This window comes from Variovorax sp. GW531-E2 (assembly GCF_059423125.1).
Genome location: NZ_JBWKXQ010000003.1, coordinates 188,156 through 214,280 on the forward strand (window position 1 = coordinate 188,156; position 26,125 = coordinate 214,280).

15 protein-coding genes are annotated in these 26,125 nt (G+C 69.8%); 7 read left to right on the forward strand and 8 right to left on the reverse strand.

From position 1 onward, the window contains the following. The first annotated feature begins 29 nt into the window (after positions 1–29). Positions 30–1,358, forward strand: coding sequence for a hypothetical protein (locus tag AC07XP_RS03725; protein WP_495263841.1), 1,329 nt, complete (start codon positions 30–32; stop codon positions 1,356–1,358). After that, positions 1,346–4,756 carry an efflux transporter outer membrane subunit gene (locus AC07XP_RS03730; protein ID WP_495263842.1) on the forward strand — a complete coding sequence of 1,137 codons (3,411 nt, stop codon included), beginning with the start codon at positions 1,346–1,348 and terminating at the stop codon, positions 4,754–4,756. The genes AC07XP_RS03725 and AC07XP_RS03730 overlap by 13 nt, the downstream gene beginning before the upstream one ends. Before the next feature lie 32 nt (positions 4,757–4,788). Here the strand turns inward: AC07XP_RS03730 and AC07XP_RS03735 are convergent, their stop codons facing one another. Genes AC07XP_RS03735 through AC07XP_RS03745 form a run of 3 tightly spaced genes read right to left on the reverse strand, consistent with a single transcriptional unit; the run spans position 4,789 to position 7,064 of the window. Continuing rightward, entirely contained in the window at positions 4,789–5,616 is an 828-nt protein-coding gene (locus AC07XP_RS03735; protein ID WP_447743551.1) for a transglutaminase-like domain-containing protein, read from the reverse strand. Between the two features lie 48 nt (positions 5,617–5,664). Further along, a complete protein-coding gene (locus tag AC07XP_RS03740; RefSeq protein ID WP_495263843.1) occupies positions 5,665–6,108 on the reverse strand; it encodes an SRPBCC family protein in 444 nt (147 codons plus the stop codon). Positions 6,109–6,164: 56 nt separating this feature from the next. After that, positions 6,165–7,064, reverse strand: coding sequence for a LysR family transcriptional regulator (locus AC07XP_RS03745; protein WP_495263844.1), 900 nt, complete (start codon positions 7,062–7,064; stop codon positions 6,165–6,167). Positions 7,065–7,164: 100 nt separating this feature from the next. On the opposite strand from AC07XP_RS03745, the gene AC07XP_RS03750 reads away from it, so the two are divergent. Both AC07XP_RS03750 and AC07XP_RS03755 read left to right on the forward strand, forming a co-directional pair. Continuing rightward, positions 7,165–8,136, forward strand: a complete 972-nt coding sequence (locus tag AC07XP_RS03750) for a Bug family tripartite tricarboxylate transporter substrate binding protein (RefSeq protein WP_495263845.1) — start codon at positions 7,165–7,167, stop codon at positions 8,134–8,136. Positions 8,137–8,140: 4 nt separating this feature from the next. Next, positions 8,141–9,370 (forward strand): CaiB/BaiF CoA transferase family protein, encoded by a 1,230-nt coding sequence (locus AC07XP_RS03755; RefSeq protein ID WP_495263846.1) that lies wholly within the window; start codon positions 8,141–8,143, stop codon positions 9,368–9,370. 207 nt (positions 9,371–9,577) lie between these two features. Here AC07XP_RS03755 and AC07XP_RS03760 read toward each other — a convergent pair whose 3' ends face one another. The 3 genes from AC07XP_RS03760 to AC07XP_RS03770 are packed head-to-tail and all read right to left on the reverse strand — an operon-like array spanning position 9,578 to position 13,998. Beyond that, positions 9,578–11,944, reverse strand: coding sequence for a CHASE2 domain-containing protein (locus tag AC07XP_RS03760; protein ID WP_495263847.1), 2,367 nt, complete (start codon positions 11,942–11,944; stop codon positions 9,578–9,580). Between the two features lie 15 nt (positions 11,945–11,959). After that, entirely contained in the window at positions 11,960–13,252 is a 1,293-nt protein-coding gene (locus AC07XP_RS03765; RefSeq protein ID WP_495263848.1) for a FecR family protein, read from the reverse strand. After that, a complete protein-coding gene (locus AC07XP_RS03770; RefSeq protein WP_062474555.1) occupies positions 13,252–13,998 on the reverse strand; it encodes a response regulator transcription factor in 747 nt (248 codons plus the stop codon). The genes AC07XP_RS03765 and AC07XP_RS03770 overlap by 1 nt, the downstream gene beginning before the upstream one ends. A gap of 313 nt (positions 13,999–14,311) precedes the next feature. Between AC07XP_RS03770 and AC07XP_RS03775 the strand changes: the two genes are divergently transcribed. From AC07XP_RS03775 to AC07XP_RS03785, 3 genes are read left to right on the forward strand one after another with little or no spacing between them, the layout of a single operon-like run. Further along, positions 14,312–23,080, forward strand: a complete 8,769-nt coding sequence (locus AC07XP_RS03775; RefSeq protein ID WP_495263849.1) for an ESPR-type extended signal peptide-containing protein — start codon at positions 14,312–14,314, stop codon at positions 23,078–23,080. Positions 23,081–23,106: 26 nt separating this feature from the next. Beyond that, on the forward strand, positions 23,107–23,979 hold the full coding sequence (locus tag AC07XP_RS03780) for an OmpA family protein (RefSeq protein ID WP_495263850.1): 873 nt from the start codon (positions 23,107–23,109) through the stop codon (positions 23,977–23,979). A gap of 2 nt (positions 23,980–23,981) precedes the next feature. Then, the gene (locus AC07XP_RS03785; RefSeq protein ID WP_095947536.1) at positions 23,982–24,419 is read left to right on the forward strand and encodes a hypothetical protein; all 438 of its coding nucleotides are present in this window, start codon (positions 23,982–23,984) and stop codon (positions 24,417–24,419) included. A 39-nt stretch (positions 24,420–24,458) separates the two neighbouring features. Here the strand turns inward: AC07XP_RS03785 and AC07XP_RS03790 are convergent, their stop codons facing one another. Next, on the reverse strand, positions 24,459–25,253 hold the full coding sequence (locus tag AC07XP_RS03790; protein ID WP_495263851.1) for a winged helix-turn-helix domain-containing protein: 795 nt from the start codon (positions 25,251–25,253) through the stop codon (positions 24,459–24,461). 3 nt (positions 25,254–25,256) lie between these two features. Further along, a complete protein-coding gene (locus AC07XP_RS03795; RefSeq protein WP_095744972.1) occupies positions 25,257–25,493 on the reverse strand; it encodes a hypothetical protein in 237 nt (78 codons plus the stop codon). Positions 25,494–26,125 lie beyond the last annotated feature (632 nt).

Consider the following 26,125-nt stretch of genomic DNA (forward strand, 5'->3'; position numbering starts at 1 on the left):
AGCATGTCGCGCAGCCCACCGAGAACGCCATGTCGATCCCTTTTTCTTTCCGTGCCGTGGCACGGTGCACCGCCGCATCGATGGCGCTTGCCGGCGTCGCTGCAGCTGCCGCGCCTTCGCCTTCACCCGGCGCCACGCAAAAGGCCCTTGCGCGCGAGAGCTGCGACGGCCTGCGCCGCGCCGTCGCGCACGACCAAAGCGGCGCCACGTCGGGGCCGTTGTTCCTGAGCAGCTACCGCCCGGCGAACGCACAGGGCGAGCCGCCGTTCGAGCCCGCGCTGGCGGGCGCCGGCTTCACCTACGACAACGCGCTGGCCGGCATCGCGCTGCTGGCGTGCGGCGAGCGCGCCGCCGCCCGGCGCATCGGCGACGCCGTGGTCCGGGCCGTGGCGCACGACCAGACCATGCCCGACGGGCGCGTGCGCAATGCCTACCGCGCCGGGCCGGTCACCGAGGAAAAGCCCGCGCTGCCCGGCCGCTGGGACGCGGGGCGCAAGCAGTGGATCGCCGATGCCTACCAGGTCAGCACCGCCACCGGCAACGTGGCCTGGGCCGCGCTGCTGCTGCTGAACCTGCACCAGGCCGAACCCACGCCCGCCTACCTGGCGACCGCGCGCCGGCTGCTGGCCTGGACCGAGCAGAACACGCGCGCCCGGAACGGCCCCGACGGCTACAACGGCGGGCGCCACGGCTGGGACAACGCCCAGCGCGCGCAGACCTGGAAGTCGACCGAGCACAACCTGGACATCGCCATGGCGGCGGCGTGGACCGCACGCGCGATGCGTGCCGACGGCCAGCCCGACGCGGCGGAGCAAAGGCAGGCGCGCACCGCGCTCGACTTCGTGGGCCGCATGTGGAACCCGTCGGAGCAGCGCTTTCACATCGGCACCAAGGAAGATGGCGCCACGATCTCCACCGAAGGCTCCGGCCTCGATGCGCAGCTGTGGCCTTTGCTCGCGGCGCCCGAAGGCTCCTGCGCCTGGGTGCGCAGCCTCGACTGGGTCGAGAAGCACCACCGCGTCGGCGCGGGCTACGGTTTCTCGCGCGAGCCCGACGGCATCTGGACCGAAGGCAGCGCGCAGGCGGCCGCCACGCTGGTGGCCCGCAAGGGCGCGGCGCCCGAGGCGCTGTGGCAGCTGCTCGCTTCGCAGCGCGCCGGCAACGGCCTGTACTACGCCACGCCGAGCGCGCGCATCGCCACCGGCCTGGCCATCGGCCCCGATTCGACCGGTGCCGATTTCTTCTACTACCGCTGGCCGCACCTGGGCGCGACCGCCTGGATCGCCCTGGCCGCCACGGGTTTCAACCCCTTCACCGGCAAGACCGCCGCATCGGAAGTCCCCTCATGTCCAGCCTGATCGCCACACCGGAATTCCAGCTCAACGCCCTGGTCGGGGGGCTCGCCTTGCTCCTCATGACCTGGGCCAGGGTCGAGCGCATCACCCACCGCGTGCTGTTCGGCGCGCTCACCGCGTTGCTGCTGCTGCGCTACGCCGTCTGGCGCGTGGTCGCCACGATGCCGCCGTCGGACCTGGGCTTCGAGACCCTGTTCGCCTGGGTGTTCCTGGGCTTCGAGCTCACGGCCATCGTCTACACGCTGATGTCGATCCACATGCTCATGCGGCGCCGCGACAACCGCGCGCAGGCCGACCGGGGCGAGGCCGCGTTGCGCGAACGCCATGCGCGTGGCGAAGACGTGCCGGCCGTCGACGTCTTCATCTGCACCTACAACGAAGAGCTGGCCGTGCTCGAGAAGACCATCATCGCCGCGCAGGCCATCGACTACCCGCGGCTGAACGTCTGGGTGCTCGACGACACGCGGCGCGACTGGCTGCGCGCCTACTGCGAGCGCCGCGGCGTGCACTACGCGCGGCGGCCCGACAACCGCCATGCCAAGGCCGGCAACCTCAACAACGGCCTGCGCCTGTCCGCGGGCGTGACCGACGCGCCGTTCATCCTCGTGCTCGACGCCGACTTCGCGCCGCAGCGCCAGATCGTCTACCGCATGCTCGGCCTGTTCGAGGACCGCCGCGTGGGGCTGGTGCAGACGCCGCAGTTCTATTACAACGCCGACCCCATCCAGCACAACCTGCGCGCCACCGACAGCTGGGTCGACGAGCAGCGCGTGTTCTTCGACGTGCTGCAGCCCGCCAAGGACGCGGTCGATTCGGCCTTCTGCGTGGGCACCTCGTTCATCGTGCGGCGCGACGCGATCACCGAGGCCGGCGGGTTCCCGGTGGGCAGCGTGTGCGAAGACATCCACACCACCTACCTGCTGCTGCGCCACGGCCGCATCACGCGCTGGCTGGGCGAGCGGCTGTCCAACGGGCTGTCGGCCGAGAGCATCATCGACTACATCAACCAGCGCAGCCGCTGGTGCCTGGGCACCGTGCAGCTCGCGCTGCTGCCCGACGGGCCCCTGCGCGGCCCGGGCTACAGCCTGTCGGCGCGGATGCACTTCCTGCACGGGCTGCTGCACTGGCTGGGCAAGCCCTTCATGGTGCTGGTGCTGCTGGCGCCGGCGCTGTACTGGTATGCCGGCGTCTCGGCCTTCCATGCCACGCCGCAGGCCTTTGCGGCCTACGGCCTGCCGTCGCTCGTGATGTTCTGGGCCTACAGCTACTGGGTCAGCCAGCGGCGCTGCCTGCCCGTGTTCAGCGAGGTGAGCCAGCTGGTGGCGGCGATGGCCGTGAGCGGCACGCTGGCGCGCGCGATGCTGAAGCCCTTCGGCCATCCGTTCAAGGTGACGGCCAAGGGGCTGGACCGCTCGCGCACGGTGGTGCACTGGAAGCTGGTGGCCGTCTTCGGCGGCCTGCTGGTGGCGCTGCAGGGGGCGGCCGCGATGGCGGCCCTGGGCGGCGAGGCGCTGACGCCGGGCGACCAGCTCAACCTCGTATGGACCGGCATCGCGCTGGTGCTGTGCCTGAGTGCGCTCATGGCCTGCGTCGACCTGCCGCGCCCGCAGCAGGAAGAGCGCTTTCCCTGGCGCGCGCGGGCACGGGTGCGCACGGCGGCGGGCGAGGGCGAGTCGCGCTTCGTCAACATCGCGGCCGACGGCGCGCTGCTCGAAGGCCGGGGGCCGTTGAAGCGCCTGCGCGTCGGGCAGCCGCTGGAGGTGCATGTCGAACCGGTCGGCTGGCTGCCGGCCCACCTTGCCGCGCGCGGCAGGGCGGGCGCCGAGCTGAAGTTCGCTGCCACCGAGGCGCAGCGCGAAGACCTCGTACGCCACGTCTTCAACGTGCCGCCGAGCCACGTGGCGGTGCAAGTGCGGCCCTGGCAGGCGGCGTCGGCGCTGTTCGCGAGTGCGGGCATGCGCGCGCCGGGCGCGGGCTTCGCGCGCCTGTCGCTGCGCCTGCTCTTCGCGGTGCTGGCCGTGTGCATCGTGCTGGTGACGACCGGGTGCAACCTCACGCCGCCGCTCAAGAACCCCGACCTGACGGTGCCTTCGCAATGGCCTGCGGGCACGACGGCGCCGAGCGCGCAGCCCGTGGACTGGCGCAGCTTCGTGCAGGACGAGGAGCTGCGCAGCCTGATCGCCACCGCGCTCGAGCAGAACCGCGACCTGCGCGCCTATGCCGCGAAGGCCCGCGAGGCGCGCGCGAACTACGCGGGCAACCGCGCTTCGCTGTTCCCGGCGCTGGGCCTGTCGGCGCATGCCCAGCGCGCGCAGACCACGCCGCAGGGCTCGCTCAGCCCGGTCGGCAACCTGCCGTCGGACGGGCGCGTGTCCAACAGCTTCGACGTGCAGGCGGGCGTGATGTCGTACGAACTCGATTTCTTCGGCCGGCAGCAGAGCACCGCGCAACAAAGCGGCGCGCTCGCCGAGGCCGGCGACAAGGACCACGCGGCCGCGCGCATGAACCTGGTGGGCGAGGTGTCGAACGCCTACCTCACGCTGCGCGCCGACCGTGCCCTGCTCGCGCTGGCCGAGTCCAACGAGGCCGCGCTGAACGCCAATGCCGACACGATCGGTCGCGCCCGCGCCGTGGGCGGCGCCGCGCAGCTGGACGTGTACCGCGTGCAGTCGCTGCTGCAGACCGCGCGCGTGCGGCAGGAGGAATACCGCATGCGTGTCGCGCAGGACCTGCAGTGGCTCAACGTGCTGGTCGGGCGCCCCGTGCCGCCCGAAACGGGCAGCGCGCGGCCCTGGCCCGAGCGCTCCACGGCGCAGGTCGCGGCCGGCCTGCCGTCGAGCCTGCTGCAGCGCCGGCCCGACCTGCTCGCGGCCTACGCGCGCGTCGAGGCCGCCAACGCCGGCGTGGGCGCGGCCAAGGCCGCGATGCTGCCGACCATTTCGCTCACGGCGCTGGCCGGCGGTGTCAGCAAGGAGCTGTCGACCTTGCTCAGCAGCGGCAACAGCAGCTGGGCTGGCGTGTTGGGCGTGTCGCTGCCGATCTTCGACTGGGGCCGCCGGTCGGCCAACGTGAGCGCCAGCGAAGAGCGGCTGGCCGCCGCGATGGCCGGCTACGAATCGGCGGCGCAGGTCGCCTTTCGCGAGGTGGCCCACGCGCTGATCGCCAGCGACCACCTGCAGCCGCAGCTGGAGGCGCAACAGGCGCGCGTGCAGGTGCTCGAGAAAGTGGCCGGCATCTCGCGCACGCGTTTTCGCAGTGGCATGGAAGACTACTTCTCGAGCCAGGACGCGCAGCGCGAGCTCTACACCGGGCAGCAGCAGCTGATCGAACTGCAGCTCAAGGCGGCGGTGAACACCGTGAACCTGTACAAGGCCCTGGGCGGAGGCTGGGGCAGCGCGTAGCGCGGGGCGTCGGCGAAGAGCGGCGATTCAGTTCACTGCACCTCGTCGCACCACACCCTGAACCCATCCAGTTCGTTGGGCCCGAAGGTGTTGGACAGCGCGACGTCGCTGGCGTCGCGCCCTTGCGCGATCAGCACGCGGCCGATGCGGGGCACGTTGTTGCGCGCGTCGAAGGTGTACCAGCGGTCGCCCAGGAACGCCTCGAACCAGCCCGCGAAGTCCATCGTGCCGTGCGGCGGCGGGGTGCCGACATCACCGAGGTAGCCGCTGCAATAGCGGGCCGGAATGTTCAGGCAGCGGCACAGCGTGATGGCCAGGTGCGCATAGTCGCGGCACACGCCTTGCCCTTCCTTGAAGGCTTCGAACGCCGAGCGGGTGCGCCGCGCATGTGGGTAGCCGAACTCGATGTGCTGGTGCACGAAGTCGCACACCGCCTGCACGCGGCCCCAGCCGGTCGGGCCGTTGCCGAAGCGCTGCCAGGCGAAGTCGGACAGCAGGTCGGTTTCGCAGTAACGGCTGCCCAGCAGGTAGAGCAGGGTGGACTCGGGCAGGTACTCCACCGGCACCTGCGGCGCCGAGGGCACGACGATGTCGGGTGCGCCACTGTCGTGGACCACGGTGTCCGTGCTCAACACGAAGCGGCCTGCAGGCGCCACTAGGCGCGTGCACCAGTTACCGAACAGGTCACGGTACGCGGTGGTGGGAACGGCCGGCTTCGTGAGCAGATGGTCCGGGCGCAGGAGGTCCGAGGCGCGCGAGTAGTGAATGCTGAGGGCCAGGATCATCGGCGTCGGCCGGGGAAACTGGTAGGCGATCTCGAAACCGAGCTGGATGTTCATCGGCCCATGATGCGCCTTCATTTGCGGGCGCGCTGGAATTTGCGGCGCGATGCCAGCGCGCGGCGGCTTTCAGGGGGCGTCGCCGGACCCCGATGTGGCGTGGCGCTGCTCGGCGTAGGCTTTCAGCGACAGCATGGTCCGGGGCAGTCCGTGTCGCACCTGCTTGGCGACGCCCGGCCCGAACAGGAAGGCCAGGGCGCCGGTGAACCACACGCGGTGCACCACGTCCGAGCCGCTGTCTGTTGGGGACACCGTGTGCTTGAAGTGCATGCGGAACAGGGGGATGTAGCCCTGCGCGGTGAACGACCGGCCCTCGGAGCGCTCCGTGACCACCATCGGAACGCCCATGCCTTTTTGCGGAACGATCCGGCCCTTGGTGCCCACGGCGAAGGGGCCGTCGAGTCGAGCTTCCTTGGTGTCCGGGTCCCACAGGTGCCATCGGTCGACCTCGCTCCAGATGCGGTCGATGACCCGGGGCGGGACGGCGATGTGGATGCGTTCTTCGATGTGCATGGGAGGAGGGGTTGAAGGGATCGTGGAGCCTAACGCATGCCTTGCGGCTCCAGTCGTCAGCGCTCCTTGCGCAGGATGGCTTCCAGCGCCTCCATCGCTTGCGACGCCGAGGGGCTGAGGTAGCCGCCGGCGCGCCGCACGATGCCCACGCGGCGGGTCGATCGCCATCCGCCGGCGGGGCTGACCGGCACGAACTGCGCCGCGACCGGCGGCTCTTTCAGCACCGAACGCGGCACCGGCATCAAGGCGCCCAGCGAGCGCACCAACGCCAGCTCGCGCTGGGACGAGCGCGAGGTGCCCACCGGCTCGGGCGGGTCGAGCCGGTGCGCGCGGAAGTTCGCTTCGAACTCGGTGTGCGTCGACGTGCCGGGCGCCATGACGATCCACCGCGCCTGCGCGAGCTGGTCCCAGCCCACCTCGCGTTTGGTGCGTGCCAGCGGATGGCCGATCGGCGCCATGGGCAGCAGCGGGTCGTCCCGCAGGCCTTCCCATGCCAGCGCGGCCGCCGGTTTCTTGTGCAGGCCGGTCAGGGCGAACTCCAGCTCGCCCATGGCGACGGCCCGCGTGAGCGAGTCGGAGTTGCCACCCGACAGGTCCACGCGGATCCCGCGTTCGATGAGCGCGGCCACCACCGGCAGCACCCAGCGGTCGGGAATGCCGTCGCCGACACCGCAGCGCAGCACGCCGGCGCGCGCCTGCCGCAGGTCGCGCAGTTCCGCATGCAGGTCGGCGGCATCCAGGTCGATGCGCTGCGCCCGCTTCAGGAAGGCCTGGCCCAGCTCGGTGGGGCGCATGCCCCGGGCCAGCCGTTCGAACAGCTTGACCTTGGTGGCGCGCTCGAGCCGCGTCACGGCCTTGCTCAGGGTGCCCGGTGAAATGCCGAGACAGGCCGAGGCATGGCTCAGCCCGCCTTCGCGCGCGATCACCACGGCCAGATGGAGGTCGTTCAAGTTCATGGTTTTCCAAAGTGGAAAAGGTCGCCACGGAATGTAGGTTGCTGCGCGCCGGGCGGCAACCTATCGTTCAGTCCGGACACCACCAGGAGACACACCCATCATGCTTCGCAGTTCTTTCTTCCTGGGCGCCCTGTGCGCCTTGTGGGCCCTGGGGACTGGCTCGGCCTGCGCGCAGGCGGCCTATCCTTCGCGCCCCATCACGCTGGTGGTTCCGTTCGCTGCGGGCAGCGGCACCGACATCGGCGCGCGCGTACTGGCCAAGGACCTGACGGACATCCTGAAGACGCCCGTCATCGTCGACAACAAGCAGGGCGCGAACGGCGCGCTGGGAACGGCGGCCGCCGCGCGCGCGAAGCCCGACGGGTACACGCTGCTGATCGGCTCGGCCACGACCAACGCCGTCAATTTCTCGTTCTTCCCGGCCAGGCTCGGCTATGAACCCGGGTCGTTCGAGATGGTGGCGGGCCTGGGCACCAGCCCGATCTCGCTGTACGTCGCGGCCAACGCCAAGTGGCGCAACCTGGCCGACCTGATGGCCTACGGCAAGGCCCATCCGAGCGCGCTCAGGTGCGGCAGTGGCAACGCGGTGACGCAGGTGGCCTGCGAGATCTTTCGCAAGTCGGCGGGCATCGACGCCGTCACGGTTCCCTACAAGTCGAACCCGCAATCGCTGGCGGACCTGGCCGGCGGGCACATCGACTTCGCGTTTTCCGACGCGTCGGTGGCCAAGGTCTTCATCGACGGGAACAAGCTGAAGCCGCTGGCCGTGGCCGCCGCGCGGCGCTATCCGGCCACGCCCGACGTCGGCACGTTCCGCGAACAAGGCATTGCCGATTTCGAGATCACCGGATGGACCGCCGTGCTCGTGCCCGCGGGCACGCCCGCGCCCATCGTCGAGACGCTGCATGCGGCCGTCCGCAAGTCGTCGGCATCGCCGGAGTCGGTGCAACTGCGCGCCAGCAGCGGAACGCAGCCGCTGGCGTTCAATCTGGAAGAGGGCCGCCGCTTCGCCCGGGAAGAGATCGCCCGCTGGGCGCGTTATGTGAAGAACAGTGGCGTCAAGCCGGAGTGACGCGATGACATCGACCCCCACACCCCTGGCCGGCTTGCGCGTCATCGACTGGACCCACGTGCTGGCCGGCCCCTTCGCCGGCTACCAGCTCGGCCTGCTCGGCGCCGAGGTGATCCGCATCGAGCGCGCCGACGGCGACGACATGATCCGCGCCAAGGGCCTCGATGCCGAACTGACCGCGCTCGGACTGGGCGAGACCTTCGTGACGCAGGGCGCGGGCAAGCGCTCGCTGGCCATCGATGCGCGCGACCCGCGAGCCAAACAGGCGCTGGCCGAACTGATCGGCAGCGCGGACGTGCTGCTGGAGAACTTCCGGCCCGGCAAGCTGGCGGCGCTCGGCTTCGATCCGCAGCAACTGATCGCGCGCCATCCGCAGCTGGTCGTCTGCTCGATCACCGGCTTCGGCCCCGCATCGGACCGGCGCGCCTACGACCACGTCATCCAGGCCGCGAGCGGGCTGATGGCAGCCAATGCCGACCGCGACGGCAAGCCGCAGCGGGTGGGTTTTCCGCTCGTCGACTACGCCGTGGGCCAGCAGGCGGCGCTGGCGGTGATGAGCGCGCTCTACCGGCGCGACCGGCCGAGCGGCGAGGCGCGCGTGCGCGGCGAATGGCTCCAGGTGTCGATGATGGGCGCGGCGCTCACGCTGATGGCGCCCACCTACGCGGGGCCGCTGGTCAGCGGCATGGAGATGCCGCGCAGCGCATCGACCGCGTTTTCAGGCAGCCCGCTGTCGGGCACTTTCGAGGTGGCCGACGGCCAGCTGGCCATCGTCTGCAATGCGGCCGACCAGGCGAGGGGGCTGCTGAACGCGCTGCGCGAAACCGGCACGGACAGCTCGCTGCTGTCGTCGCTGCACGAAGCCGCCGAGCAGCGTGATGTGCCGCGCACGCAGGCGCTGCTGGGGCAGGCACTGAGTGGAAGGACCACGGCCGAATGGGATGCGCTGCTGACCCGCCACGGCGTGCCCGCCACGCCGGTGATGCGCCCCGCGCAGGCGGCGGCACAGATGGCGCGCGACTGGCCGCACGTGGAACTGCCCTTGCCGAACGGCGCGCGGCGGGTGCCGGTGCCAGGCATCGGCTTCACGTCCAGCGAGCCGCTGACACCTTCGCTGCGCGCGCCCGTGCGTCGCGGCGCGGACACGCGCCGCCTCCTGGCCGAAGCCGGGCTGGAGGCCTCGGCCATCGCGGCCATGCTCGCCGACGGCGCGGCGAGCGAGCCCTCGGACTGAGCGCCGGGGTGGTCCCGCCGGTGCTGCGGCGCGTCCCGATTCGCCGCCGGAAGTGTGGCGAAAACGCCGAGAAAAATATTTCTCCAGGTTTTTCAGCGTCGCTGCCTGTTTCGCAGGCACCGTGTTGCAGGCCCCGCCAGGCAAGGGTTTCGCGCGCTGCGCACACGGTTTTCCACAACATTGTCCCCATCGGGATTGGAAAACCCGTCACTTCGATGTGCTAGGGCGCGAACCGGGCAGGGGCAGCCGCAGCCAGACGGTCGTGCCGGCACCGGGCGTGCTGTCCGCGCCCAGGGTGCCGTTGTGTTTCTGGACCACCGCGCGCACGACGGAAAAGCCCAGGCCCATGCGCCGTGTGCCCGTGCCCTTGGTCTCGCCGGGGGCGGCTTCCGGCACGGTGGGCGCGCGCCGGCCGCGCGGTGCGTGGAGCAGGGCGTCGAGCTGTCCGGGCGTCATGCCCGAGCCCTGGTCGCTGACGGAAATCCGCACGCTGGCCGCGTCCGCGCCGTCGGCGCCGGGTTCGATGGCCATGCCCAATTCCACGCGGCGGCCGGACGGGCTGTGGCGGATGGCGTTGTTCAGCAGGTTGACGATGGCGCGGGTCAGCAAGGCCCCGTCGGCGCGCAGGGTCGTGTCGCCGGCGGCGTCGTCGATGCGGGCTTCGACGCGCACGCCATGGGACTGCGCGTAGTGCCACACCTGGTCTCTGGCATCGAGCAGCACGGCGCCGACGTGCGTGTCCGCAAAGCGGTAGTCGTCCGATTCGGCGAGCGCGAAATCCATGAAGCCCTCGGCCATCGCGAGGGTGCGCTCGGCTTCGCGGCCGATGGCCGAACGCATGTCGGCATCGGCGGTGGGGTGCATCGACAGGATGCTGAGGATCGTGACCTGCGGGCTGCGCAGGTCGTGCGACAGGAACTGGCGCCACTCGTCGCGCTGGCGCTGCGCTTCGCGCTCGGCCGTGAGCTCGGGCAGCATCACGACCCAGCCCCGGTCTTCGGGCGCGTCGCCGCTGAAGGCCGCGGCCTCCAGGCGGAACACGCGCGCGTCGGAGGTGGCGTATTCGCCGTGCAGCCGGTCGGTCCAGTGGGCGGCGCCCGAGCGGGCCGGTGTGCCGCTGGCGGGCGGCACGGCCAGCGGCGCGATCAGCTCGGGCAGGCGCACGCCGCGCAGCGCGGGCGGGGCTTGGCCATCGTCGCCGTGCGATGGCATGGCACCGCCGCCCAGCAGCCGGAAGGCGGCGGCGTTGCCCGACCCGATGCGCCCCTCTTCGTCGCAGATCAGCATGGCCACGGGCATCGCCTGCATGGCCTTGTCCATGAGCTGCTGCATGCGCCGCAGGCGTGCAATGGCGCGGTCGAGCGCCTGCTTGGGATGCTCCGCCGGGTCGGCGGGCGCCGGTGAGCGGGCCGGCATGACTTCGAAGGTGCCGCCGGGCAGGGCGTCGAGCACCTGCGCGCGCTTGCGCAGGTAGACGAACTGCGATTCGAGACGGCGCCAGCTCCACAGCAGGTAGAGGATGGCCAGGCCGAGCATCGGCGCGACAGGCGGCAGCCAGTGGTGCCACGCCAGCATGGCGACGCTGCTGATCAGCAGGCACGCGCTCGCGAGGCCGGCGGCGATCGGCAGCGCGTGCCGGCCCCGCCGGACCAGCAGCCACAGCGCGAGCCACAGCGGCACCACGGTCCAGGCGGCGTGCCACAGCGGCGGCGACACGCTCACGTTGCGCCCGTGCATCAGGTTGTCGATGGCATTGGCATGCACTTCCACGCCGGGCAGCACGCCGCGGATGCCGGCGTTGGGCGTGAGCGTCTGGTCGCCGAGGCCGGGCGCGGTGGCGCCCACGAGCAGCAGCTTGTCGCGCAGCAGCTCGGCGGGCACTTCGCCGCGCAGCACGCTCACGTAGGGCACGGTGCGGTAGCTGCCGCGCGGGCCGGCGAACAGCAGGCGCAACGGGCTCTGGCGCAGCCAGTCGACCGGCGTCGCTTCGGAGTCGACCACGGCCGGCGGGACGCGCTGTGCCATCAGCGCGCCCACGTAGGGCTGCAGCTGGTTCGGATAGCCCTCGAGCAGGTACAGCGTGCGCGCCACGCCGTCGGTGTCGGGCGCGAGGCCGGCATGCCCCACGCCGCGGGCCTGGGCGGCAAAGTCCGGCAGCGGCGGCAGGAAGCCCGGCCATTCGTGGCTCGTGAAAGCCAAGGGGCTCGCGTGCAGCAGCGGCAGGTACACGGGCAGCAGGCCCATGGCCCGCGCCAGGTGCGCGTCTTCGCGCGGGTCGGCGCTCGGCTCGGTCAGGAAGAGGTCGAGCAGCACCGCGCGCGGCGCCGCGGGCGCGAGCCGTTCGAGCAGGCGCGCGTGGGTCGCGCGGCTCCAGGGCCAGCGCCCGAGCTCGCGCAGGCTGTGCTCGTCGATGGCGATGATCAGGATGTCGGCCGACGCCCGGTGCGAGGCCAGGATCAGCAGGCGATCGTGGATGTAGGCATCCATCTGCAGCAGGCCCGGGCGGTGTGCGAGCCCGAGCATGGCCAGCGGCAGCAGCAGCGCCATCAGCAGGCGTTCGACGACGAGGCGCATGCGCGTGGCCCCGCTTCAGCGCGCCGGAATGTCGAAGCTTCCGCCGAAACCGGTCGCTGTGGACGCAGCACCGTCGGGGGTGGCCTGGCGCGCGCGCCAGTGGTAGCGCCCGCCGAGCGCGAAGGGGCCGACCGTCATGCCGGTGGCATAGACCGCAGGCTCGTTGACCAGCAACACGGCGAAGTCGGGGCTGCGCGCGAGTTCGAAGGTGTAGCGCTGGCCCGCGATGCCCGGCCAGCGGACCTCCACGCGCCCGTCGGGCAGTGCGGTCGACGTGCTCTGGCCGCCCGCGCCGCCTTCGACCGTGGGCAGGTAGACCGTGCCGTCGCCCGGCAGCCCTTCGAGCCGGGCGGCATCGAAGGCCGTGAGGCGCAGCTGGTACAGGCCCGATGGCAGTTCCGCCGGCACCGTGAAGGAAGGTCCCGGGCCGCGTTGTTCGTACACCGGCAGCAGGAAGCGCTCGTCGCGCGCCAATTGCAGGCGATAGGTTTGCGCGCCCGCAACGGGCGTGAAGCGGAACGTGCGGTCGTTGCGCGCCGTCGTTTCGGGCGCCAGCTGGGGCGCCGGCAGCAGGCCCTGCGCTTGCGACGGGCCGCTTTCCAGCAGCACCGCGCCGCGGCCTTCGCGCAGCACGAGCGGCGGTTCGGACTGTGCGGTGCGTTGCACCACCACTTCACCCGAAATCACTTCGCCGGTCAGCACGCCGTCTTCGTCGCGCACGCGAAAGTGCGTGCCGCGCACGCCCAGGCCCATCGACCGCGCGCGGATCTCGAACTGCTGGTTCGGCTGCTGCTTGTGCACCTGCGATTCGACGCGGCCTTCGATCAGCCGCAGCCGCACCGTGTTGGCGTCGATGGCCAGCACCTCCAGCGCGCTGCGCGAGGGCAGCACGACGCGGCTGCCGCCCGCCACCCCGAGGGTCACGAAGGCATCGGTGCCGGTGATGAGCGTGTCGCCGGCCTGGATCGGCAGGCCGGGCGTGAGGACCTGTTCAGGCACACCCGCGCGCTTGCGCGAGGCCCGGCCTTCGACCGCAGTGACCACCGCCGCGCCCTCGGGCACGAGCCGGCCGTCGGCAAAGTACAGCACCGTGCCCGGTTGCAGCAGGCGGGGCTCGCCCACCTGGTTGCGCTGCTGTACTTCGGGCCAGCGCAGCGGCGTGTCCAGCTGCTGGCCCGAGATGCCCCACAAGGTTTCGCCGGGCTTCACCACGTGCGGCGACTGCGCGCCCGCCGCCGTGGCGACGAGCAGCGCGGCGCAGGCCAGGAGGCGGTGCGGGCGGAACGGGTTTTCGTGCGTCGTCGCCATCAGGAATCCGCCTGCGGTGCGTGTTGCGTGGCCTCGAGCCGATAGCCGCGGCCATACACCGTGCGCAGGCTCAGTCCGCTTTCGGCTTCGAGGCCGAGCTTGCTGCGCAGCCGGTAGATGTGGCTGTCCAGCGTGCGCGAAGGCAGTTCTTCGTTGCTGTAGCCAGCGCTTTCGAGCAGATGCGCGCGCGACACCGTGTCGCCCATGTGCTGGAACAGCGTCAGCGCGAGCTTGAATTCGCGGTCGGTGAGGGCGTGCCGCTGCGGCGCGGCGTCGTCGCCCGGGGCCGGGTGGATCAGGACGCTTTGCGACACCCGTTCGAACTCCCAGCGGCCGAAGCGCTCGCCGTCGGACGGCGCGAGTGGCACGCGCCGGGCCATCAGGCGCTGCACGCGGGCGCGCAGTTCGAGCGGTCGGAAGGGTTTGACGATGTAGTCGTCGGCGCCGAGGTTCAGTGCCTGCACCACGTCGTGCTCGGAAGCACGCGAACTCAGCATGAGCACCGGCACTTTGTCGGTCTGCCACTTGCGCAGCCACTGCAGCAATTCGACGCCGGCCAGGCCGGGCACGTTCCAGTCGAGCACCAGCAGATCGAAGCTTTCGCGCCGCAGTGCCTGTTGCAAGGTCGACCCGTTCGAAAACGTGATGCAGGTCACATTCGTCTCGCCAATTGTTAACAGCTGCTCGAGTGTCCGCACGAGATGCGAGAGCTGGTTCGGGTCGTCTTCAAGGATGGCGATGCGCATGGACTCCAGGGGTGGCGGCGGCAATTTTGACAGTGAATCCACACCCGAAATCTGACGAATTCCGTAGCGTGAACGTTAGCAACATTGTTGGCGATGGTTATGAAGTAGTAAAGAAATTCACAAATGCAGCCTAAAGCTGGCTGCAAATCTGACCAAACCTCACGCCGGCCCTTCGGCCCTCGAAGGCCGTCGACATCATCCGCCCCCTGTAGCGCCACCCGGCGCTCCGATCACTCCACATCTCCGGTCATCTCCGCTCGCCATGTCGCGATCCTGCGGAGTAAGGCCGGCTTGCATCCGAGGAACAGGGGAAATGAACAAGTCTTATCGATCCATCTGGAATGAGGCGCTGGGCGCTTGGGTTGCCGCGTCGGAAATTGCTTCGGCTCGAGGCAAGAAGAGCCGCAGCGCGCAGCGCCAACTCGCGGCGCTGGGTCTGGGCATGCTCCTGTTGGGCGGGCCGGCGCTCGCGCAGGTCGGGATCGGGACGCCGAACCCGGACCCCAGTGCCTGGCTGACGATCGGCGCGGAGCCGGGCCCGGGCGTACCGAACAAGGGCGTGCTGATGCCGCGCGTGGCATTGGCCGACGCATCGACCTGGGGCCTCGCCGCGCCCACGCCGGTGGAAGGCATGGTCGTCTTCAACACCACGGCAGGCACCTCGGCCAACGGCCTCGGCGTCGGGCTGATGACCTGGAAGAACGGTCGTTGGGTGAATGTCGACGAGACACCGTACCTGCATGTGAATTCGACGGCTGTCGGCAATTCGACCCAGGCCAACTCGGGCGCCATCGGCGTCAACAGCGTGGCGATCGGCCCCGATGCCAAGGCGCTCGCGAACGACACCGTGGCCATGGGCAACGGCGCCGAGGCGCACAAGCTCGGCGACATCGCCATCGGCCGCGCCGCCATTGCAAGCGGCGGCGACCGCCTGACCGGACCGACCGAGAACTGGAGTTCCGTGGCGGTCGGCACCTATGCCTCCGCCACCGAAGGCAACTCCGTCGCCTTGGGCGGCTCGGCCAAGGCCGAGGGACGCGGCACCGCGCTGGGTTCGCGCGCCGAAGCCGGCTACGACACCGTCGCGATCGGCACTTTCGCGGGCATGGGCCGCCCCGCCAAGGTCGACCCCAACGATTTCAGCAATTCGCTCAACACCTTCGTCGGCAGCGGCTCGGGTGCGAGCGGCAATGGCGCGCGCAATTCCTACGTCGGCAACCAGGCGGGTTTTGCGGTGCAGGGCGACGAAAACGCCGGCATGGGCTACGGCGCGGGCGGGCTGTCGGCCGGCAACCGCAACGTCGCGGTGGGCCAGCGCGCCGGCCAGTTCGTGACGGGCGACCAGAACATCAACCAGGGCACGATGGCGGGCTTGCAGTCCAAGGGCAGCAACAACATCGCGCTCGGCACCCTGGCCAGTGCCAACCTGGCGCTGGCCGCGCAGGACCCGAACGCCCCGATCTCCCAGGCCGCCGTGCAGGCGGCGAACCTGGCGGCGCAGACCGAGTACATGGGCTTTCTGGCCAAGCGCGGCGTGACCGAGGCCGGCCTGGCAGACGGCACCTACACCCTGGACGCCAGCGGCAACGTCATCGAGGCCAGCAGCGGCAACGTGCTGGTCACCGCCGCCGAGCTGCAGACCTCGGTCACCCAGGCGTTCCAGCGCAACGGCGTGGCCGGCATCGACGCCAGCCGCACGACGGCCATCGGCCACCTGTCGCGCGCCACCGGCGACGACGCCGTGGCGCTGGGCTCGTCGGCGGTCGCCGGCGAAAAGGCCGCCGTGGCCATCGGCACGGCGAGCAAGGCTTTCGGTGTGTCCAGCGTGGCGGTGGGCGATAGCGCCTTTGCGAAGGGCGAAGCCTCCATTGCCATGGGCAAGGGTGCCCAGGCCAACGGCACGCAGTCGATCAGCATCGGCACCGGCAACGTCGTCAACGGCAACAACAGCGGCGCCATCGGCGACCCGACCGTGATCGACGGCGCCAACAGCTACAGCGTGGGCAACAACAACACGCTGGGCGCTGCGGCGAACAACACCTTCGTGCTGGGCAACAACGTCAATGTCAACGTGGCCAATGCCACGGCACTGGGCGATTCGACCAGCGTGACGGTGGCTGATGGCGTGGCGCTGGGCAGCAAATCGGTGGCGAGCACGGACAAGGGCGTGGCGGGCTTCGACCCGGCCACGGGACTGGCCTCGACGGACACCTCGGCCACGTGGAAGAGCACGCTGGGCGCGGTGAGCGTGGGCGGTAACGGGCAGACGCGTCAGATCACGAACGTGGCAGCGGGTACGCAAGCCACCGATGCGGTGAACGTCGCGCAGCTCAAGGCGGGGCAGACGCATTACTACAGCGTGAACGACAACGGCGTGCAGGGCGGCAACTACGCCAACGACGGCGCCACCGGCATCAACGCACTGGCGGCGGGCGTGGGCGCGCAGGCCAACGGCGAGCGCAGCGTGTCCATCGGCTACCAGGCCGGCGTGGGCGCCAGCGCCGGCCTGGCCGGCCAGAACAACGTGGGCATCGGCACCGAAGCGGGTGGCGGTGTCGTGGGGTCCAGCAACACCGCTGTGGGTTCCGCTGCGGGCAAGGACGTGGCTGGCAGCTCGAATGCGGCGTTCGGCATTGCGGCGGGCCAGGGCGTCCAGGGCGACTACAACCTCGCGATGGGTGTCTACAGCGGCATCGGGACCAAGGGCACCTACAACACCGCGATCGGCGGCAGCGCGGGCCAGGCCGTGAACGGCAACGACAACATCGCCATGGGTGACTTGTCGGGTGCCTCCGTCGTCGGCGATGCAAACATCGGCATCGGTGCCCTGGCCGGCGCTGGAACGACAGGCAGCAGCAACATCGCCATCGGCAGCCTCGCAGGCATCGTCGACACCGCGACGTTTGCCGGCATCACTGCCAACAACACGGTGAGCATCGGCAACAGCGCCGTGGCCAGCAAGGACGACGGCGTTGCCGTCGGCCATGGCGCGCAGGCTGCCGCCGTCAACAGCGTGGCGCTGGGCGCGGATTCGAAGGCGACGCAGGACGCAGCCGCGCTGGCGCTCAAAGACGCCTATGTGCCGGCAGGCGCGACGACCGTGGCCGGCACCGCGCCGGTGGGCGAGGTGTCGGTGGGCAGCGCGGGCAAGGAGCGGCGCATCACCAACGTGGCGGCGGGCTCGGACGATACCGATGCGGTGAACGTGAGCCAGCTCAAGGGCGCGCAGACGCACTACTACAGCGTGAACGACAACGGCACGCAGGGCGGCAACTACGACAACAAGGGCGCGACCGGCATCAATGCGATCGCAGCAGGCGTGGATGCGGTGGCCGCGGGCGTGGGCACCGTGGCGGTCGGCAACTTGGCCGGTTCGGGCAGCACGGCGGCTGGCAACTCGCACAACACCTTCGTCGGGTACGCCGCGGGCCGGCAGGTTGCGGGAGCGGACAACACGGCCGTCGGCAACAGCGCCGGTGTGTCGGTGACGGGCGGGAACAACACCGCGCTCGGGTTGAGCGCGGGCGCCCGCGTCACCGGTGACTCCAACATTGGCATCGGCGTGAATGGCGGGGCGGTCACGACCGGTTTCTCCAACGTGGGCATCGGAAGTTCCGCGGGGCAGGGCACCAACGGCGCCTTCAACGTGGCGCTGGGCGGTCTTGCCGGCGGCGGGGTCCAGGGCAGCGCCAACGTCGCGATCGGCTTGAACGCGGGCGAGAGCGTCAGCGCCAGCAACACCGTCGCCATCGGCACCCGTGCCAAGGCCACGGGCGACAGCGGCGTCAGCATCGGCACCGATGCCAGCGCCACCTACGCGAACGCGGTGGCACTCGGTGCCAACAGCGCCACGGCCTCGGACCTCGTGACGTTGAGCGCGAACGCGGCCTACGTGCCGCCGGGCGCAACGTCGGTCGCCGGAGCGGTGCCGGTGGGCGAAGTGTCGGTAGGCGGCGTGGGTGCCGAGCGGCGCATCACCAACGTGGCGGCCGGCGCGGTCGATACGGATGCGGTGAACGTGAGCCAGCTCAAGGCCGTCGATGCGACCGCCAACGCGGGTTGGAACGTGGCGGCCAACGGCGAAGCCACGGGGGGCAACGTCGCACCGGGCGCCAAGGTCGACTTCAGCAACTCGGACAGCAACATCGCGATCACGCGCACCGGCACGGATCTCGACTTCAAGCTCGCTGACGATGTGAAGGTCAACAACAGTGTGACGGTGGGCCAGAGCGTGCTGAACACCACGGGCCTGACGGTGAACGATGGAACGACCACCACGGCCGTTGCGGCCGGTGGCGTGACCAGCGGGGCGGTCAAGCTGAGCGGCGTGACGAACGACATCCAGGGTCTGAGCAACAAGACGCTGACTGATCCGAGCTTTGCGACGGTGGGCCGTGCGGCCACTGAAGAGCAGCTCAAGATCGTCAATGACACGGCCAGCGCAGGTTGGAACGTGGCAGCGAACGGCGAGGCCACGGGTGGCAATGTGGCGCCTGGCGGCAAGGTGGACTTCAGTAACTCCGACAGCAATGTCACGATCACCCGCAGCGGTACGAACCTTGACTTCAAGCTCGCTGACGACGTGAAGGTCAACAACAGCGTGACCGTGGGCCAGAGCGTGCTGAACACCACCGGTCTGACTGTGAACAACGGCACGACGACCACCGCCGTTGCAGCCGGCGGCGTGACCAGCGGGACGGTCAACCTGAGCGGCGTGACGAACGACATTCAGGGCCTGAGCAACAAGACGCTGACCGACCCGAGCTTTGCGACCGTGGGCCGTGGGGCAACGGAAGAACAGCTCAAGATCGTCAACGACACGGCCAGCGCAGGCTGGAACGTGGCGGCGAACGGCGAAGCCACGGGAGGCAACGTCGCGCCGGGCGGCAAGGTCGACTTCAGCAACTCCGACAGCAACATCGCGATCACGCGAAGCGGTACGAACCTCGACTTCAAACTGGCTGACGACGTCAAGGTCAACAACAGCGTCACGGTGGGCCAGAGCGTGCTCAACACGACGGGCCTGACCGTGAACGACGGCGCGGGCAACGTCACGACGACGTCGGCGACGGGCACCACCGTGACCAACGGCACGACCACCACGACGATGGCTGCTGGCGGTGTGACCAGCGGGACGGTCAGCCTGAGTGGCGTGACGAACGACATCCAGGGCCTGAGCAACAAGACGTTGACCGATCCGAGCTTCGCGACGGTAGGCCGCGCAGCGACTGAAGAGCAGCTCAAGATCGTCAACGACACGGCCAGCGCAGGCTGGAACGTGGCAGCGAACGGTGAGGCCATGGGCGGCAATGTGGCTCCTGGCGGCAAGGTCGACTTCAGCAACTCCGACAGCAACATCGCGATCACGCGCAACGGCACGAATCTCGATTTCAAGCTGGCGGACGACGTGAAGGTCAACAACAGCGTGACGGTGGGCCAGAGCGTGCTGAACACCACGGGCCTGACGGTGAACAACGGCACCACGACCACCGCAGTGGCCGCAGGCGGCGTGACCAGCGGCAGCGTGAACCTCAGCGGTGTCACCAACGACATTCAGGGTCTCAGCAACACGACGTTGACCGACCCGAGCTTTGCGACCGTGGGGCGTGCGGCCACTGAAGAGCAACTGAAGAAGGTCAACGACACCGCCGGCGCAGGCTGGAATGTCGCGGCCAACGGCGAAGCCACGGGCGGCAATGTCGCTCCAGGCGGCAAGGCCGACTTCAGCAACTCGGACAGCAACATCGCGATCACGCGCACCGGCACGGATCTCGACTTCAAGCTGGCTGACGATGTGAAGGTCAACAACAGCGTGACTGTGGGTCAGAGCGTGCTCAACACCACCGGCCTGACGGTCAACAACGGCACGACCACCACGGCGGTTGCGGCCGGCGGCGTGACCAGCGGAACGGTCAACCTGAGCGGCGTGACGAACGACATCCAGGGCTTGAGCAACAAGACGTTGACCGATCCGAGCTTCGCGACGGTGGGCCGTGGGGCTACGGAAGAGCAGCTCAAGATCGTCAACGACACCGCCAGCGCAGGCTGGAATGTCGCGGCCAACGGCGAAGCCACGGGAGGCAACGTCGCACCGGGTGGCAAGGTCGATTTCAGCAACTCGGACAGCAACATCGCCATCACGCGCACCGGCACGAACCTCGACTTCAAGCTGGCCAACGACGTGAAAGTCAACAACAGCGTGACCGTGGGCCAGAGCGTGCTCAACACCACGGGCCTGACCGTGAACGACGGCACGACCACCACGGCCGTCGCGGCGGGTGGCGTCACCAGCGGCACCGTCAAGCTCAGCGGCGTCAGCAATGACGTCCAGGGCCTGAGCAACAAGACGCTGACCGACCCGAGCTTCGCGACTGTGGGCCGTGCTGCGACGGAAGAGCAACTGAAGCAGGTCAACGACACCGCCAGCGCAGGCTGGAATGTCGCAGCCAATGGCGAAGCCACCGGCGGCAACGTCGCGCCGGGCGGCAAGGTCGACTTCAGCAACTCGGACAGCAACATCGCGATCACGCGCACCGGCACGAACCTCGACTTCAAGCTGGCCGACGACGTGAAGGTCAACAACAGCGTGACGGTCGGCCAGAGCGTGCTGAACACTACAGGCCTGACGGTCAACAACGGCACGACGACCACCGCAGTCGCAGCCGGCGGCGTCACCAGCGGCACCGTCAAGCTCAGCGGCGTCAGCAATGACATCCAGGGCCTGAGCAACAAGACGCTGACCGACCCGAGCTTCGCAACCGTGGGCCGCGCAGCGACCGAAGAGCAGCTCAAGCTGGTCGACGCCACGGCCAGCAAGGGCTGGAACCTGAGTGCGAACGGCGAGGCGACGCCGCAGAACATCGCACCGGGCGGCACGGCCAACTTCGCCAACGGAGACAACATGGTCGTCACCCGCAACGGCAACACGCTGACCGTGGCCACGGCCAAGGACGTGAAGTTCGACAGCGTGACCACCGGCGACACGGTGATGAACAACGCCGGCGTGACCGTGGGCCCGAACGTCACCCTCGGCGCCACCGGCCTGACCATCGTCGGCGGTCCGAGCGTGACCACGGCGGGCGTCGACGCGGGCGGCAAGGTGATTACCAACGTGGCACCGGGCGTGGCCGGCACCGACGCGGTGAATGTCAGCCAGCTCAAGGACACGGTCGCCGAGAGCAAGACCAAGTACTACAGCGTGAACTCGACCGGCGGCGGCAATGAGAACAACGACGGTGCCACGGGCGCCGACGCGATCGCTGCGGGCAAGGATGCACAGGCAACGGCCGTCAACGCGGTGGCGATGGGCACGGCGGCGCAGGCCGCGGGCGTCAGCGCCACGTCGATCGGCAATGCCGCCTGGGCGATGGGCGACCGCAGCACGGCGGTGGGCTACTTCTCGACTGCCGACGGCATCGACAGCGCCGCCTTCGGCGCCTGGGCACGGGCCGGCGGCAATGGCAGCGTGGCCGCGGGCATGGCATCGAACGCCTCGGGCGTGGCGAGCGTCGCGATGGGCGCGCTGAGCGCCGCCGCCGGCGACGTCAGCGTGGCCGTGGGCGCAGGCAGCACGGCCACCGCGGCCGGTGGCGCGGCACTGGGCGCAGGCTCGGTGGCAGACCGCGCAGCGGGCGTGAAGGGCTATGTGCCGCCGGAGGCGACCGCGGCACAAGCGGATGCCATCGCGGCCACCACCAGCACGACGGGGGCGGTGGGCGTGGGCGACGCCGCCAACGGCGTGTTCCGCCAGATCACCGGCGTGGCCGCCGGCAGTGCGCCGAGCGACGCCGTGAACGTGGCGCAGCTGCAGGCGGTGGCCAGCCAGGCCGCGGCGGCGGGCAGCAAGTGGATCACCGGTTCGCCGACGACCTACGTGGCGCCCACGTCCACGGGCACCGACAGCACGGCGGTGGGCTCGGGCGCGGCCGTCAAGGCCGACCGGGGCGTGGCGATCGGCACGGGCGCCGTGGTCACGACGAAGAACAGCGTCGCGCTGGGCAACGACTCGACCACGGCGGAGGCCAAGCCCACCAAGGAGGTCACGCTCCAGGGCACGACCTACCAGTTCGCCGGCACCAAGCCGGTGGGCGTGGTCAGCGTCGGCTCGGAGGGCAACGAGCGCCAGATCACCAACGTCGCGGCCGGCGAGATCAGCGCCACCAGCACCGACGCGGTGAACGGCAGCCAGCTGTACGCGACGAACCAGGCGATCAACAACATGACCACCGGCGGTGGCGGCATCAAGTACTTCCACGCCAACTCGAAGGCGGCCGACTCGAACGCCGCCGGCGCCGAGAGCGTGGCCATCGGGCCGAACGCGGTCGCGCTGGGCAACAACGCCATCGCCACCGGCAACAACGCGCAGGCCAAGGCGGCCGGCAGCATCGCGCTGGGTGCCAACAGCACGGCCAGCACGGCCAACAGCGTGGCGCTGGGCGACGGCGCGGTGGCCAACCGCGCGGGCATGAACGGGCAGCGCGAGATGTTCTCGAACACCGTGGTGCAGTCGGCGCAGGGTGCGGTGTCGGTCGGTTCGGCCGGCAACGAACGCCAGATCACCAACGTGGCCGGCGGCACGCAGGCCACCGACGCGGTGAACGTGCGCCAGTTGCAGGCCGTGCAGCAAAGCGCGGTGCGCTACGACACGAACGTGGACGGCAGCGTCAACTACAACAGCGTGACCATGGGCAACGGGGCCTCCACCGGCCCGGTCACGGTGCAGAACGTGGCGCCGGGCGTGGCGCCCACCGACGCGGTCAACGTGCAGCAGCTGAACCAGGCCGGCGCCGCCGGCATGGCCTACACCGACGCGCGCACCAACGCGCTGGGCAACGAGCTGCGCAACACCGCCAAGAACGCCTATGCCGGCGTGGCCGCCGCCATGGCGGTGCAGATGCCGGGCACCTCGGTGCCGGGCAAGACGGTGATGCGCGTGGGTTACGGCACGTTCAAGGGCGAGAGTGCGGTGGGCATCAGCTTCCGCCGCACGGCCGAGAACAACGGCTGGAGCGTGACCGGCGGCGTGGGCATGAGCCGCGCCGGGGCCGCGGCCACGGTCGGTGCCGAGTGGGTCTTCAATTGAAGCGGGAGAGAAAAAGAATGAAGCAGATGAACCGAACCCTGTCCGCGGTCGCACTGGCGGCCTTGCTTGCGGCCTTGCTTGCGGCCCTGCAGGGCTGCGCCTCGCCCGGCGCCGCCATCGACAAGGACGCGCAGGCGCGCGCAGCGGCCGAGAAGCCCGCAGCGCCCAGGCCCGAGGAGTTTCCGGCGCTGGACAGCGCCAAGTGGAAGCAGGGCGCCTTTCCGGGCACCGAGAAGTTCCAGCGCGTGCGCCCCGGCATGGGCAAGGACCAGCTGCGCGAGCTGCTGGGCTGGCCGCACTTCAGCGAAGGCCTGTGGGGCGTGCGCGAGTGGAACTACATCTTCCACTTCTACACGGGCAAGGGCAGCGACTACACCACCTGCCAGTACATGGTGCGTTTCAACGGCAGCGAGCTGATGACCGGCGGCTGGTGGAAGAACCCCGACTGCGCCTTGCTCGCGCAGCCGCCGGCGGCCACGCCGATCCCGGCCAGCACCAAGCTGGCGCCGCCGCAGAAGGTCACGCTCAATGCAGACGGCCTGTTCCGCTTCGACGGTGCCTCGCTCACCGACCTTCAGCCCGCCGGGCGCGCGCGGCTGGAGCACCTGGCCGTCGAGCTGCGCAACAACTTCCGCTCGCTGCACTACATCGTGGTGACGGGCCACACCGACCGGCTGGGCGGCGACGCCTACAACGAGGCGCTGTCGCTGGAGCGCGCCAACACCGTGCGCGACCTGCTGGTGCAGCAGGGCCTGGACCGCAAGCTGATCCGCACCGCGGGCATGGGCAAGCGCCAGCCGGTGGTGTCCGACTGCGAAGGCAGCCGCAGCACGCCGGCGCTGCTGCAGTGCCTGCAGCCCAACCGGCGCGTCGAGCTCGACATCGCAGGGGAGCAGTGACGATGAACGCGCCTGCTCCCTCGGGCTACCGGATCGCGCTGGTCGATTCCGACGCCTTGCAGCGCGCCTGCACCGGCAACTCGCTGACGGCGCTGGGGGCCGACTTCATTCCCTTCGTGCGCATCGCCGACCTGATCCAGGTGCTGGAGGTGGGCCAGCGCTTCGACGGGGTGATCGTGGGGCTGCACGCCGATGCGCAGAAGACGGTCGCGCGCGTGCCCGCGATGCACCAGGCGGCCGACTGGATGCTGCCGCTGCTGTACCTCACGCACCGCTCGGAGCTGGAGAGCGTGGAGTCGGTGCCCGTCGCGGTGCGCGCGCAGCGTTCCTTCGAGCTGCTGCTGACGCCCGTGTCGAACGAAGACCTGGGCGCCTGGCTGGCGTCGCTGGATGGCCGGCTGAAGCCGGCGCGGCTGATTCGCGTGGGGGCGGACGCCTGACGCGCGCCCGGGGCCCGGCCCGCTGCGGGGCCGGGCCTGTCAGCAATTCACGGCAAGGGCGGCATGGCGTGGCCGGCCTCTTCGCGTGAACTCCCTCTCCTTGACGGGTTCGCGCCCGGGCAACACCGACACCAGCCGGTAGCCCTGCTTGTAGACCGCGCGCAGCTCGTAGCCGTTCTCGGCGCACAGGTCCAGGCGCTTGCGGATGTTGGCCGCGCACACGTCGAGCACGCGCGTGCCTTCATAGGGCGTGGTCTTGTCCCAGATCGATTGCCACAGCCACTCGCGCGTGATCACCTGCCCGGCGTTGCGGAACAGCGTGACGGCAAAGGCGTACTGGCGCGGCTGCAGGCGGATGCGCCGCTCGTGCAGCAGCACCGTGTGGGCCATGTCGAGAAAGCGGTAGGGGCCCCAACTCGCCGCGCCGAGGCTGGCGGTCTGCGCGGCCTGTCGGGCGCGCAGCAGCAGGGTGCGCATGCGCCAGGCCAGTTCGTTGATGGCGTCGTCGATGCCGGCGCCGTGCAGCTCGATGAAGTCGTCCCAGCCCGGCGCGTCGCGCCAGGGCATGAGCTGCTCCCAGCGCCTGTCGCGCACGATGAGCAGCGTCGGGATGTTCAGCGCCCGGCAGGCGGCGAAGAGGCTGCGCGAAGCCAGCTCGTTCTCGACCACCAGCAGCAGTAGGTCGATCGGCTGGCCGCTGTCCAGCAACGCAAAGAAGTCGCCCGCACTCGAGAACCGCAGGGTGTCGTAGCCCAGGCGGGACAGGCTGTGCAGCAGCTGGGGTCCGGTGGTGCCTTGCGGGTCGAGCAGGGCCACGCGCGTGGTCACCGGCATGGCTCAGGACGCCTTCTTGCCGTCCCGGACCGCCAGCACCACGATGCCCACGGCGCACGCCGCGAACAGCACGCCCGTCGGCACGGCGCCCAGGGTGCCCATCAGCCAGCCGTACAGGTCGGTCAGCATGGCGATGAGCCGGTTGCCGCGGGTCTGGCGGCTCAGGTCGTTGGCGATGAATGCGTTGAACGACAGCACTGAGAAAACCAGCGCCACAAAGCCAGCCACGATCCACTTCACGATGTTTTGCTCCCTTGGTCCCCGGCGCGGCGCAGGCTGGCCGCCCGGGTCGTTCGATGCTAGCGGGGGCTTCGGGATGGGAGTCTGATGAATTCTTTCAGCGCCGTTCGGGGCGGCGGCGGGCGGGTCTCGACGGGCGAAAACGGGCGGGAAGAATATTTTTCCGGGTTTTTTACCTTCGCTGCCTCTTTCGCAGGCACCGCGTTGCAGGCCCCGCCAGGCAAGGGTTTCGCGCGCTGCACACACGGTTTTCCACAACATTGTCCCCACCGGATTGGGAAAACCCGTCATGGCGATGTGGTAAGGCGACGGCCGGCCCGGTGGCGGGCAAAAAAATACCCGCCGGAGCGGGTATCTCGAGGGGCCCCCGAAGGGGCGCGCTCTAAGGCAAACAGAGAGCTCTTCTTTTGCGGCCCTGTTGCGTGACAGCAAGTGCATCCTCGGCGAGGACGCGCGCCCAGCATGTCAGCTGAAAAATGTCGTAACCGTAGGACAAGTTAAAAAGTGTGAAGAATTTGGCACTTTTTCGAGCTTCGGGGGATACCCGCGGTCCGCACGATCGTGCAGAACTGTCGGTGTTGTCCGACAAGCCGGGGGCGGCCTGGGCCCTAAATTTTGCGGACTCGCTTCAA